Source organism: Lacisediminihabitans sp. (genome assembly GCF_036404185.1).
Lineage (GTDB): Bacteria > Actinomycetota > Actinomycetes > Actinomycetales > Microbacteriaceae > Lacisediminihabitans.
On the sequence record NZ_DASWPB010000113.1, the window covers coordinates 1 to 13,321 of the forward strand.

The following is a 13,321-nucleotide window of genomic DNA, read 5'->3' on the forward strand; positions in this document are numbered from 1 at the left end:
GACCGAGGTGCTCGAGCGCAACGAGCTCGGGCTCTCCGCCCCCGTCGGGGAGGATGGCATCATGCTCTCTGGCGGGGAACGTCAGCGCCTCGCGATCGCGCGCACCCTGCTGGCGGCTCCGCCCATCCTCCTGCTCGACGAATCGACCTCCTCGCTGGACGGGCTCAACGAGCAGCTGCTGCGCGAGGCGATCGACGCGGTCGCCGACAATCGCACGCTCATCGTCATCGCGCACCGGCTCTCGACGGTCGTCGACTCCGAGCAGATCGTCGTGCTCGACCACGGACGGATCGTCGGGACCGGCACCCACTCCGAACTGGTCACGAGCACCCCGCTCTACCGCGACCTCGCGAAGCACCAGCTCCTCGTCTGACGCCCGCCGCCGCCGCCCGCGCCCACCCCTTACGACCGCGCGGTGTTTCGTCAACGGCGCGCTACTTATTTACGGCCGCGGCGACGACAACACACCGCGCGGTCGGAGGGGAGGCTAGGCCAGGGCCCACATCGCGACGGCGGAGGCGGCCGCGACGTTGAGCGAGTCGATGCCGTGTGCCATCGGGATCTGCACCACGGTGTCCGCCGCGGCGATGGCCTCCGGGGTGAGGCCCTCCCCCTCGGTGCCGAGGACGAGCGCGAGCCGCTCCGGCGCGACGAAGTCACGCAGGCTCACGGCATCGGGGGTCAGTGCGAGCGCCGCGATGTGGAATCCGGATGCCGCCAGCAGCCGCCGCGTCGACGGCCAGTCCCCGAGCCGCGTCCACGGCACCTGCAGCACCGTGCCCATGCTCACCCGGATCGCCCTGCGGTAGAACGGGTCGGAGCAGCGCGGGGTGACCAGCACGGCATCGGCGCCGATCGCGCCGACCGAGCGGAAGATCGCCCCGACGTTGGTCGGGTCCACGACGTTCTCGAGCACGATGACGCGGGTCGCGCCGGCGAGCAACGACTCCGGCGTCGGCAGCGCCGGGCGCTGCATGGCCGCGATGAGTCCGCGATGCAGCAGGTAGCCGGTCAACTGCTCGAGCAGCTCCGGCGGACCGGAGAAGACGGGCACGTCATCGCCGACGAGGGCCCGCGCCTCCTCGACGGTATTGCCCAGCGCCAGGACCGACCGCGGCCGGTGGCCGGCGCGCAGGGCCCGTTCGAGCACCAGCGCCGACTCCGCGATGTACAGGCCGTGCTCCGTGCCGCGGGCCTTCTTGAGCGCGACATCCGTCTGGTGGGAGTAGTCGGCGAGCCGAGGATCGGCCAGGTCGGTGATCTCGATAACACTCATCCGAAGGGGTTCGGCGTCAGGACGTACTTGGTCTCGAGGTATTCCTCGATGCCCTCCGCGCCGCCCTCGCGCCCGATGCCGGACTGCTTCACCCCGCCGAACGGCGCGGCGGCGTTGGACACCACACCGACGTTGAGTCCGAGCATCCCGGTCTGCAGGCTCTCGATCAGGCGCTGACCGCGGGCGAGATCCCTGGTGTACGCGTAACTGACGAGGCCGTACTCGGTGTCGTTGGCCTTCGCGACAGCATCCGCCTCGTCGGTGAAGGTGACGATGGACAGCACCGGTCCGAAGATCTCCTCCCGCAGGATGTCGCTGCCCGGCCGCACCCCGATGACCACGGTCGGCTCGAAGAAGGTTCCCGACCCGGCGATCGGCGACCCGCCGGTGAGCACGGTCGCACCCCGCGAGACGGCGTCGTCGACGAGCCTTACCGCCTTCGCCACCGCCGCCTCGTTGATGAGCGGACCGATGCCCACCCCGTCCTCCGTGCCCCTGCCCACGCGCAGCTCCTGCACCCGCGCAGTCACCCGCGCGGCGAACTCCTCCGCCAGGGACTCGTGCACGATGAACCGATTGGCCGCCGTGCAGGCCTGCCCGATATTGCGGAACTTCGCGACCATCGCGCCCTCGACGGCGAGATCGAGGTCGGCGTCCTCGAAGACGAGGAACGGCGCGTTGCCGCCGAGCTCCATCGACGTGCGCAGCACGTTCGCGGAAGCCTGCTCGAGCAGGCGGATGCCGACAGCCGTCGACCCGGTGAAGCTCAGCTTTCGCAGTCGCCGGTCGGCGATGATCGGGGCGGAGACCTCCGCGGCGGATGAGGTGGTCACCACGTTGAGGACCCCGGCGGGCAGCCCGACCTCCTCGAACAGTCTCGCGAGATACAGGGTCGTCAGCGGGGTGAGCTCCGCCGGTTTCACGACGACCGTGCAGCCCGCCGCGAGCGCCGGTGCGATCTTGCGGGTGGCCATGGCCAGGGGGAAGTTCCACGGCGTGATCAGGAGGGACGGCCCGACCGGCAGCCGGGTCACGATCATCCGGCCCGTTCCCTCCGGGCTCGGTCCGTAATGGCCGCCGATGCGCACCGCCTCCTCGCCGAACCAGCGCAGGAACTCGCCGCCGTAGGCGACCTCCCCCCGAGCCTCGGCGAGCGGCTTGCCCATCTCGAGGGTCATCAGCAAGGCGAAGTCCTCCGCCCGCTCCTGCAGCAGGTCGAAGGCACCACGCAGGATCTCGCCGCGCGCCCTGGGCGCGGTCGCCGCCCAGGCATCCCGCGCCGCGACGGCGGCGTCGAGAGCGAGCAGGCCGTCCGAGGCGGATGCGTCGGCGATGGTCGTAAGCGACGCACCCGTCGAGGGGTCCACAACGTCGAACGTGCGGCCGGAACTCGCGTGGACCCACTCACCACCGATGAACAGCCGGTTCGGGACGGAGCGGAGCAGCCGGGTCTCCTGTTCGACCGTCATGGCTCAGGAGTGCTCCACGGCCACGCCGGCCGCGACGAGATCGTCCAACGCGGCGGCGCTGGAATCGGCGGCGACCCCGGCGACCAGATCGCTGAAGACCCGTACCGGCCGGCCCGTGTCCACGGCGTCGAGCGCGGAGGAGAGCACGCAGTAGTCGGTCGCGAGCCCGACGACGTCGATCTCGTCGACGCCGAGCTCGTCGAGCTTCTCCGCGACCGTCTCCCCGTCCTCCGTCGTCCCCTCGAAGATCGAGTACGCCGGCCTGCCCTGACCCTTGTGCACCTCGACGGTGACATCGGCGATCTCGAGGTCCGGGTGGAACTCGGCGCCGGGGGTGCCCGCGACGCAGTGCACCGGCCAGGTGCTCACGTAGTCCGGTGCCCCGGTGGTGGCGAAGTGGCCGCCGTTGTCGTTGTCGCCGTCATGCCAGTCTCGCGAGGCGAACACCTCGTCGTAGCGGTCGGGATGCTCGGACAGGTAGCGGGAGATGCCGGCGGCGACCGCCGCGCCGCCCTCGACCGCGAGCGCTCCCCCCTCGGTGAAGTCGTTCTGGACGTCGATGATGAACAGTGCGCGCGTCATCGTTACAGTTTAGTTTTGCCCGCGCCCGGCGGGTTAGGTGGGGCCGAACGGTCAGTTGTTGGACAGGTTGTTCCCACAGCGGAACACGGCCGTCGTGAGGGTGTCGATGGCGGCCATCGCGGCCGTCGCCGAGAGCTTGCCCTCGGCGAAGAAGCCGAAGGCAAGGGGCGTGCCGTCCACCGCATGGACGATGCCACCGAGCGTGTACGCCGTGGCGATGGAGCCCGTCTTCGCGGTCACGGCGCCACGGGCGACCGCATTGGCCCCGGTGAACCGGGTGGCGAGGGTGCCCGTCCTCCCGGAGACCGGCAGGGCGCTGTAGATGACGTTCAGATGCTGGCCGCCCGCGGAGGCCTTGGCCATGAACCGGGCGAGGAGGAGCGGGGGGATGCCGTCCTGGTTGCTCTCCCCCGAGCCGTCCTTGACAACGAGTCCCGCGGTGTCCAGCTGATAGCTGGACGCGATCGTGGCCGGGACGAATGCGGCGAGCGAGGCCGCGGAGCCGTCCTTGCCGCCGACCTTCGACGACACCCGCGCCAGCATCTCGGCGATGGTGTTGTCGGAGTTGGGCAGCATCTGACCGATGAGGGCGCTGACCGGCTGCGACTTCACCTGGCCGAGCTGGACATCGGATGCGCCGGTCGAGCCCTGGGACACCGGTGTGCCCGCCGGAAGGCCGAGCGCGGCGATGAAGGCCGCCCCGGCGTTCTCGATCGGGTGGGTGCTGCGCGGGCTGGTCGCCAGCCGGGGGTTGGCGCGGTCCCCGTCCACCATGAGCGCGGTGATGAGCGGCTGGTAGCCGATGGTGCGTTCGGAGACCGGCCAGCTCGGATCCCACTCGTCGCTCGTATTCCACATGCTCGCGTCGAGGACGACCGAGCTGATCGGCAGGTCGGGGTGGAGCTTCTCCCACGCCGAGTTCACCTGCGCGGCGAGGTCGCTGAGCTTCGGCGCGCCCGGGTAGACGCTCTCCTGCCCGACCGGCAGCGCGCTGAGGGTGGGATCCCCGCCACCGACGAGGACGATGCTTCCCGGCGTCGTGCCGGCGTAGACGGTCGTGCTGAACCGGTAGTCGGGTCCGAGCACGGCGAGGGCCGTCGCCGCGGTCAACGACTTCATGTTGCTCGCCGGCGCGACGCCCTTCGACCCGTTCCGGTCGAAGAGCACCTCGCCCGTCGTCGCGTTCAGGACCGCGCCGCCGAAGCTGCCGAGTCCGGATGCCGCGGCCTGGGCGGAGACCGAGCAGGTGCGAAGTGCCGTCGCGGCAGCGGGCGTCGATGGCGTCGGCCGCGGCGGGGTGACCGATTTGGTCGGCGCGGGCGCGGAGACGGCGGCCGGCGCGGCACTCGATCCCGTGCCGGAGGAACCGACGGCGGCGCCGGCGAACACCGCCCCCGTTCCCAGCAGCACGAAGACGACGGCGAGCGTGGAGAACAGCCAGGCCCGGGGGTGACGCGCTATCACCGAGCGGATGCCGGTGCCGCCGGTGTCCCCACCGCCGGTCGACGGGGGCGCCGCCGAGCCGATGAGCTGGGTCGCGTCCGCCGCGGGAAGCAGGCGGGTGGGATCAGCCGCCGGGAACAGGCGCGTCGCATCCGCCGCCGGAAACAGCTGGGTGGCGTCGTCGCGCGGGATCAGCTCCGTCGTCTCCTCCGCCTGGGGGAGCAGCTGCGTCGCATCCGGATCGGGGCCGAGCAGCGGATCCCCGGCGCCGAGCTTGGCCGCCTCGCGGGCGGCGCGCCGATTCAGCGGTGGTTCGGATGTCAGGGGCGGCTCGGAGGTCGGGGACGGCTCGGATGTCGGGGACTGCTCGGTGCCGAGTTCCCGATCGGAGGCCGGCTGGTCGGGAGACGACGGCTCCGGGTCGCGTGGTTCAGTCACCAGCCCATGATAACGGGCGCCCCATGGCGGTCCCGGCGCTCACTCCCCCGGGTAGCTCAGCCCGATCTGCCTGCGGATCTCATCGAGGGTCTCCATGACCCGCACCGATTCCTCGGGCGGAAGGATGTCGCCGGCGGTCAGCCCCGCAGCGATGAGCCGTTCGGCCTCCCAGGCCTGGAATTGCATCCCGCGGTTCTTCACCTCGTGCTCGAACCGCTCGACGACCGCGCCCTCGCTGTCGTAGACCGTGAAGCCGGTCGGCGTGTACCAGACCGAGTCGATCTCGATGCGGCCCGCCGTGCCGATGATGGCGGCGGTGTTCGGCCCCAGCGTATCGAGCGCGGTGTGCAGCACGGCCTGCTGGCCGTCGCCGTAGCCGAACACGATCGCGGTCTGCCGATCGACGCCGGTCGCGGTCTTCGCGGCGATGGCCTGGACCGAGCTCGGGGTGCCGAACAGGTCGAAGGCGAAGGAGACCGGGTAGACGCCCAGGTCGAGAAGCGCGCCACCACCGAGCGCCGGGTCGTTGATGCGGTGCTTCGGGTCCTTCGGCAGGTTCTGGTTGTGGTCGGCGATGAGGGTGCGCACGTCGCCGAGGGTGCCTGCGGCGATGATCTCGCGGATCCGCAGCGTGTGCGGCAGGAAGCGGTTCCACATGGCTTCCAGCACGACGAGGTGGTTGCGAGCGGCGGTGTCGACGACCTCGCGGGCCTCGGCGGCATTGAGGGTGAACGGCTTCTCGACGAGCACGTGCTTACCGGCGTTCAGCGCCAGCAGCGCGGCCTCGGCGTGGAAGGGGTGCGGGGTCGACACGTAGACGACGTCGACGTCCGGATCCGCCACGAGCGCCTCGTAGCTGCCGTGAGCGGTGGGGATCCCGAACTCGGCCGCGAAGGCATCCGCGGACTCCTGGCTGCGGGACCCGACGGCGGTCACCGTGAATCCGTTGCCGAGCAGGTCGGTGGTCTGAGCGTGCGCGATGCCGCCGGTGCCGAGGATGCCCCAGCGAATGTCTTGCGTCATGATGTCCTCCCGGCGGGGCTGCGATGCCCGGCGCCACAAGGAATCTAGCACCCGGCGAGGGCACGGCCCCAGATGGTACCTCGCCGGCCACGATCCCCGCCGCGCACGGAGGACTTCCTCCCGCCCTCCGTGCATAACTCCTGCTTAACGGTGGCTCGACGCTATTCGCGCCCGGCGCTCATAGGCGTCCGCCGCGGGCGCGGGGAATTCTGCAGGAGTTATGCGCACGACGGCCGTCGACGCATCGCAGATCGATCGAGTGCGGGTCGGGTACAACCCCGATGGCGACCGTCCGTCCGACAGCACCAATCGCAGCGCGTCCAGAAATCGCCACGACCGCTCATAAGTAGACTCGCACCATGAAGGAACGGTCGCACATCCGACCGCCGGTCATTGCGGACGTTGCACGCGTGGCCGGCGTCTCCGTGCCGACCGTATCGCGGGTGCTGACCGGTGCGACCCCGGTGAGCGACAAGACGCGAAAGCGCGTCGACAACGCGATTCGCGAGTTGGGCTACCGGCCCAACGAGGCCGCGCGTGCGCTGGTGCGCGGACGGCAGTCGATGGTCGGGGTCATCGCGGGCAACACCATCCGCTACGGCTACGCGACGACCATTCAGGGGATCGAGGTGGCCGCGCGTGCCGCCGGCCTGCTCGTGGCCATCACGGTCGTGGACTCCGAGACGCCCGAGGATGTGAAGGCGGCGGTGGATCTTATGCTCGGTCAACCACTCGCCGGAGTGATCGTCCTGGATTTCGACGCTCAGGGCGAGAGAGCCCTTCTGGCCCTACCCGAGACCCTGCCAATCGTCGCGGTCACCTCGACGATCGAGGGGCGCCCGGTGCGACGTGTACTCTTCGACGATCACAAGGGCGGATACGAGGCCACAAAATATCTGCTCTCGCTCGGGCATGAGACCGTCTACTATGTCGCCGTGCCGAGCTCGGGACGTCCCAGCGGACGGCTCGTCGGCTGGCGGGAAGCGCTCCTCGAAGCCGGCGCGGAGGTCCCAGAGGTTATCCTCACCGACTGGTCTCCGCAGTCCGGTTACGAGGCCGGGCTGCAGCTGGCCGGCCGCACCGGAGTCACAGCGATCCTCTCTGGAAACGACGAGATCGCGTTCGGCGTCCTGAAGGCGCTGCAGACGCGGGGCCTCGTGGTCCCCGACGATGTGAGCGTTGTCGGCTTCGACGACCATCCGCATGCCGCACTGTGGTCGCCGCCGTTGACCACCATCGCGCAGGATTTCGTGCAGCTCGGCGCTTCCGCCCTGCGGCTCCTCCTCGCCGAGAGGGAGGGCAAGGGCGGCCCCATCGATGTGACCCCGCCATCCCTGCACCTCGTGGTGCGCGAGAGTACCGCTCCCCCTCGACCGGGACGCGCCTCGGTCTGAATCACCGGGACGACCGCCCGTCACTCGAGTGCCGTCGCCTGCCCAATCACGATCGTGTAACGCTCTATGAAAACGTTGATCAACGAGGTAACATCGCTGTCAGCAGTAAATGATCAACGTTTTCATTGCAGAGACGCAGCCGGGCGACCGACACCATGCGAGGACGCATGATGACGAACACACGTCTCGGGTAAGACCGATGACATTGCGCAAAGGAGCCTGATGGGATCGACTGTTCGCTGGGGTAACGGGGCCATCTCGCTTGCCATCGACTGGAGTGGCGACAGGCCGGCGACCATCTGCGGCATCGCGCTCGGACGGTTGCCGGAAGGCGATCACCCCGCTGTCGCCCGTCGCTCTCAGCCCCTCGTCGAGGTGCTCGTCCTGGGGGACGGTCACGCCCTGTCCAACACCCGATTCAGCCATACCGGGGTCGGGGCTCGCCTCCGCTACAGAGATCACACCGTTTCGACCGATGCCCACGGTCGCGATATCCTCACGCTCACGCAGGTCGACGACACGACCGGTCTCGTCGCGACGTCCACCTTCGCCGCGTATCCGGGCGTGCCCGCGATCCAGACGGAGACGACTCTGACGAACGAGGGCGCTCTCAGACAGGTGGTGCAAATGGTCAGCACCTTCGCGACCGGTGCGTTCATCACGCGGGGCGAGAGCATTCAGGACGTGTCCCTGCTCCGAGGACGTTCCGAATGGTGCGGCGAAAGCCGCTGGGCGTGGACACCGCTGCACGGTCCGGACGGCCTGCCGGATATCAATACCACCCTCCACGATCACGACGCCCGTGGCACCCTCACGACGGTGAGCAAGTCCACCTGGTCGTCGGGCGAGTACCTGCCCACCGGCATCCTCGAGAACACCAGGACCGGCCGTGCCCTGGCCTGGCAGATAGAACACAACGGCGCGTGGCGCTGGGAGGTCGACGGTCGACGCGAACACGAGAACGCCCTCTCGATTGTCGTCTCCGGCCCCACCGACATCGACCACCAGTGGAACACAGCGCTCGCCCCCGGCGAGAGCTTCACGAGCATCCCGGTGTCATTCGCCGTGTCATCCGATGGCTACGAGGGTGCGATCGCCGGCCTCACCGCCCAACGCCGCGCGATGCGCCGCCGCAGCGAACCCGATGCGCAGCTGCCGGTCATCTACAACGACTACATGAACGCTCTCATGGGAGATCCGACCACCGAAAAACTCGTCCCGCTCATCGACGCGGCGGCGGCGGCGGGCGCGGAATACTTCTGTGTCGACGCCGGCTGGTACGACGACGGAGGCGACTGGTGGCCGAGCGTCGGGGAGTGGCAGCCATCGACGGTGCGGTTCCCGGACGGCGGCCTGGATCGGGTGCTTGCCCACATCCGCGAGAAGGGCATGCAGCCGGGACTCTGGCTCGAGCCGGAAGTGGTCGGCGTGAAGAGTCCCATGGTGGACGTTCTGCCCAAGGATGCGTTCATTCAGCGCTTCGGTGAACGGGTCGTGGAGCACGACCGCTACATACTCGACTTCCGCCACCCCGCGACGATCGCCCATCTGGACGCCGTCGTCGATCGGCTCGTCGACGAGCACGGCGCCCGCTATTTCAAACTGGACTACAACGTCACTCCGGGAGCGGGCACGGACGTCGCGGCACTGAGCGCGGGAGAGGGACTCCTCGGTCACAATCGGGCCCATCTCGCCTGGCTCGACGGCATCATCAAGCGTCACCCGAATGTGATCTTCGAGAATTGCGCGTCGGGGGCCATGCGCATGGACTACTCCATGATGTCGCGCCTCGATCTGCAGTCCACCTCCGACCAGCAGGACTACCGCCTCTACGCCACGATCGCCGCCGCAGCACCGGCATCGCTCCTCCCGGAGCAGGCGGGCAACTGGTCCTACCCGCAGCCGAACACCTCCGACGAGGCCATCGCCTTCACCATGGTCAACGGCCTTGCCGGTCGCCTCTACCTGTCCGGCTTCCTCGACGGCATGAACGACAACGAGCTGTCGCTCGTCTCCGAGGGGGTTGCCGTTCATAAGGCGATCCGGGCGGACATCGCCAGGAGCGAACCGTTCTGGCCCCTCGGCCTGCCGGGCTGGTACGACGACACCGTCGCCCTCGGCCTCCGCACGGACGAGGTGATCTACCTCGTGGTGTGGTCGCGCGACGAAGGCCAGGAGAGCATCACGCTTGACCTTCCCGCTCTCGCCGATGTCGCGGCATCCGTCGACATCGACACCATCTACCCCACGTCGCTTGCCGATTGGCAACCGACGTGGAATGCCGAAGACTCTCGTCTGACCGTCACCCCTGGCAGCCCTGGGCCCTCTGCACGTCTGTTCCGCCTGACCGCTACGGCGCAATAGCGAAACACCAACGGATGCCCACGGGCATCGTCCCTGCGCAAATCAATCAACGATGAGGAGAAACGCACACATGAACCGCAAAAGACTGGTGATGGCCGCGGCCGTCGCCATGACGGGCGCACTGCTGCTCGCCGGCTGCTCAGCAGCCAATCCGGGGACGTCGAGCAACAGTTCGACGGTCACCTGGAACAAGCCGACCGCGAACCTCGACGGCACGACACTGACCTACTGGACCGCAACTCAGACCGCGACCATGGCGGACACGGTGATCGCCGCATTCGAGAAGGCGACGGGAGCGAAGATCAACAAGGTCGTCATTCCCGATGTCTACGAAACGAACGCTCCGACCAAGATCGCCTCCGGATCCAAGCCGGATCTGGCCACCTGGCAACCGACCGCAAGCGTACTGGCGCTCCTGCAGCCCAAGACCGGCCTGCAGGATCTCAGCTCCGCCCCCTGGATGAAAAAATTGAGCCCGGCCATCCAGAAGCTCGGCAAGGTCGACGGCAAGACCTACGCGGCGTTCGTGAACACCCCCTCGGTCATCGGCATGTTCTACAACAAGGATGTCTTCGCCAAGGCCGGCATCACCACGACCCCGACGAACTTCGATCAGCTCATTCTGGACGCCCAGAAGATCAAGTCGTCGACCGGCGTCGCGCCGTTCTTCGGCGCGGCCGGGGACAGCTGGCCAACCCAGTGGTGGCCGCAGGTGCTTCTTGCCGAGGCCGCACAGAAGGGACTTTGGGACAGGGTCAACGCGGGCAAGGACACGTTCACCGGCTCCACCATCCAGGGTGCCATCAAGCAGTACAAGGACGTTGTCGACGAGGGGCTCTTCAACTCGGACAACCTGACCTCGACCTATAACGAGTCCGGGCCGGCGCTTCTCAAGGGAGACGCCGCGATGGTCCTGCAGATCAGCTCCTTCACGAGCCTTCTGCAGGCGACGACAGACACCGCGTCGATCGATTCCACGATCGGATGGTTCCCCATCTCCAAGGACGGCAACGTCGGCACCATCGTCCCCGGCGGCGACAGCGCACTCGTCGCTCCCAAGACGGGAAACGCCAAGAAGGAGGCGGCGGCACGTCAGTTCCTGCGCTTCTGGATGGAGACCGATTACAAGAGCTATGTCGACTCCGCCAACCAGATCTCCATCGAGCCGAGCGTTCCCAGCCCCGACGGAGTCCCCCGGGTCGCTCTGGCTGCCTCCAAGGCTCTCAGCAACTCCGTCGGCTCCATGCAGCAGCTCGCGGTGGTGAATCCGGACTTCTACGTGTTCCTGGCCGATATGGTCCATGGAACCAAGACACCGGAAGACGTCGGCAAACTGACGCAGGCGCAGTTCGATCAGCTCGCCAAGGCCCTCGGGATCAAGGGCTTCTAGTGCGACGGGCGGGGTGACCCGCAGGGGAACCCCGCCCGCGCTCCTATCCATCGCAGAGGACGTTCATCGCAGAGAAAGACGAAGCACACCATGGTTTACCCACTCGTCGAGACGCCGAAACAGCTTCGGCTGGGCGGCCTCAAGGGCTCGAAGAAGCGCCGATCGACCGCTCATCCGGGATGGTTCCTGCTCCCGGCATTCGCCGTTCTCGGCGTTTTCTTCTTCCTGCCCACGCTGTTCAACTTCATCTACGCCTTCACCGATTGGTCGGCGTTCAAGAACGACATCAACTTCATCGGGTTCGACAACTTCTCGAGCCTGCTGTCCGACGGGTCCCTCCTCGCCGCGCTGCGCGTGACCCTGATCTACGCGGCGCTGGTCGGGATCATGCAGAACCTGTTCGGCCTCGGCCTCGCGGTGCTGTTCGAACGGGACACGCGCGTCAACCGTTTCGCGCGGGTGATCTTCTTCATTCCCGTGCTGATGTCGGCGCTCGCGGTCGGCTACATCTTCCAGGCGCTGTTGAAGCCCACCGGTGCGATCAACGGCATTCTCAGCTTCTTCTCCGGCCAGCATGTAGCCATTCCCTGGCTCGGTGACACCACCTGGACGCTCGTCGTGGTCGCCTTCGTCAACTCCTGGAAGTGGATGGGACTCGCCATGATCATCTACCTCGCCGGTCTCAAGACGATCCCGGAAGACGTGCTCGAGGCCGCGAAGATGGACGGAGCCGGTCCCTGGAAGACCTTCTTCCGGGTCAAGTTCCCGCTGCTCGCCCCGGCCGTCACCTTCAATTTCGCCACCGCACTCCTCGGCTCTCTCAACGGATTCGACACCGTTCAGGCCACCACGGGAGGCGGCCCGGCGCAGACCACGGAAGTGCTCAACATCCATATCTTCCAAATCTTCGGCTACGGCCTGTATGCGCAGGCCACCACGATGAGCCTCGTGCTGTTCTTCCTCGTGCTGGTTCTCGCCTTTCCGATCGTCGGCTACCTGCGTAAGAGGGAGAACGTCCTGTGAGCATCGCAATCGCACCCAAACGCCATCGCAGTGCCTGGGACCGGGTGATCCAGCCGGTCGTGGTCATCGTCCTCTGCGTCGTCGCCATCGGCATTCCGCTCTGGCTCGCGCTCATCACCTCGGCCAAGAGCCAGGGCGAGGCCAACCTGCCCGATCTCTCGCTGCCGACCTCGTGGCACCTCCTCGACAACTACGCCACGGCCTTCACCCAGGGCGAGGTCTGGCGCGGGCTCTTCGGCAGCCTGCTCGTCATGGTTCCGTCGGTCATCGGGGTGATCCTGTTCGGCTCCCTGGCCGCCTGGATCCTCGCACGGCGCGCGGGCCGCTGGGCATCCGTGCTCTACGCCGCCGCCATCAGCGGGCTCATCCTGCCACCGGCCGTCGTCACGATCGTGCTCCTGCTCCGCCAGCTCGGTCTGGCGAGCAGCCCGGTCGGAATGATCTTCGTCTACATGGGCATGTACATGTCGATCGTCATCTTCTTCATCACGGGCTTCGTCCGGACCATTCCCCTCGAGCTCGAGGAGGCCGCCCGCATCGATGGCGCGAAGCCGCTGAAGATCTTCTTCACGATCATCCTGCCGCTGCTGCGTCCGGTGATCGCGACCGCGACGATCCTCGTCTGCCTCTACATCTGGAACGACGTCTTCTACTCGTTCTTCGTGCTCGGCGGCGGCACGACGACCACCCTCCAGCTCAACCTGTTCCAGATCGCGTCGAGCAACCTGTATCAGAACAACTGGAACCTCATCTTCGCCTATGTCGTGATCTCCAGTCTCCCGCTGCTGATCGTCTTCATCTTCGCCCAGCGCCGAATAATCTCAGGCATCACGGGTGGGGCGGTCAAGTAGCGCCGTTCACGGCGAGCCGCAGGTTTGGACCCACGCATAACTCCTGCATAACGGTGGTGCGGGGCTGA

11 protein-coding genes are annotated in these 13,321 nt (G+C 67.5%); 6 read left to right on the top strand and 5 right to left on the bottom strand.

Features of this window, described 5'->3' with window-relative positions:
• Nucleotides 1-373: ATP-binding cassette domain-containing protein (locus VGC18_RS08510; protein ID WP_331096258.1), on the top strand; the 373-nt coding region annotated here is incomplete at its 5' end.
• A gap of 114 nt (nucleotides 374-487) precedes the next feature.
• Here VGC18_RS08510 and VGC18_RS08515 read toward each other — a convergent pair.
• The 5 genes from VGC18_RS08515 to VGC18_RS08535 are packed head-to-tail and all read right to left on the bottom strand — an operon-like array spanning nucleotide 488 to nucleotide 6,231.
• On the bottom strand, nucleotides 488-1,276 hold the full coding sequence (locus tag VGC18_RS08515; RefSeq protein ID WP_331096260.1) for an RNA methyltransferase: 789 nt from the start codon (nucleotides 1,274-1,276) through the stop codon (nucleotides 488-490).
• Entirely contained in the window at nucleotides 1,273-2,745 is a 1,473-nt protein-coding gene (locus VGC18_RS08520; protein ID WP_331096262.1) for an NAD-dependent succinate-semialdehyde dehydrogenase, read from the bottom strand. Before VGC18_RS08520 ends, VGC18_RS08515 begins: the two co-directional genes overlap by 4 nt.
• A 3-nt stretch (nucleotides 2,746-2,748) precedes the next feature.
• Entirely contained in the window at nucleotides 2,749-3,327 is a 579-nt protein-coding gene (locus VGC18_RS08525; RefSeq protein ID WP_331096264.1) for an isochorismatase family protein, read from the bottom strand.
• A gap of 51 nt (nucleotides 3,328-3,378) precedes the next feature.
• Complete coding sequence (locus VGC18_RS08530) at nucleotides 3,379-5,208, bottom strand: D-alanyl-D-alanine carboxypeptidase (RefSeq protein WP_331096266.1); 1,830 nt, start codon at nucleotides 5,206-5,208, stop codon at nucleotides 3,379-3,381.
• Nucleotides 5,209-5,247: 39 nt separating this feature from the next.
• Nucleotides 5,248-6,231 (bottom strand): Gfo/Idh/MocA family oxidoreductase, encoded by a 984-nt coding sequence (locus tag VGC18_RS08535; RefSeq protein ID WP_331096268.1) that lies wholly within the window; start codon nucleotides 6,229-6,231, stop codon nucleotides 5,248-5,250.
• A gap of 359 nt (nucleotides 6,232-6,590) precedes the next feature.
• Between VGC18_RS08535 and VGC18_RS08540 the strand changes: the two genes are divergently transcribed.
• The 5 genes from VGC18_RS08540 to VGC18_RS08560 all read left to right on the top strand — a co-directional run bounded on the left by VGC18_RS08540 (nucleotide 6,591) and on the right by VGC18_RS08560 (nucleotide 13,253).
• On the top strand, nucleotides 6,591-7,625 hold the full coding sequence (locus VGC18_RS08540) for a LacI family DNA-binding transcriptional regulator (RefSeq protein ID WP_331096270.1): 1,035 nt from the start codon (nucleotides 6,591-6,593) through the stop codon (nucleotides 7,623-7,625).
• Between the two features lie 222 nt (nucleotides 7,626-7,847).
• Entirely contained in the window at nucleotides 7,848-9,989 is a 2,142-nt protein-coding gene (locus tag VGC18_RS08545) for a glycoside hydrolase family 36 protein (protein ID WP_331096272.1), read from the top strand.
• Nucleotides 9,990-10,059: 70 nt separating this feature from the next.
• Nucleotides 10,060-11,379 carry an ABC transporter substrate-binding protein gene (locus VGC18_RS08550; protein ID WP_331096274.1) on the top strand — a complete coding sequence of 440 codons (1,320 nt, stop codon included), beginning with the start codon at nucleotides 10,060-10,062 and terminating at the stop codon, nucleotides 11,377-11,379.
• 90 nt (nucleotides 11,380-11,469) lie between these two features.
• Nucleotides 11,470-12,402, top strand: coding sequence for a sugar ABC transporter permease (locus tag VGC18_RS08555; protein ID WP_331096276.1), 933 nt, complete (start codon nucleotides 11,470-11,472; stop codon nucleotides 12,400-12,402).
• Nucleotides 12,399-13,253: a carbohydrate ABC transporter permease gene (locus VGC18_RS08560; protein WP_331096278.1), complete on the top strand. Its 855-nt coding sequence runs from the start codon at nucleotides 12,399-12,401 to the stop codon at nucleotides 13,251-13,253. Before VGC18_RS08555 ends, VGC18_RS08560 begins: the two co-directional genes overlap by 4 nt.
• The last annotated feature ends 68 nt before the right edge of the window (nucleotides 13,254-13,321 follow it).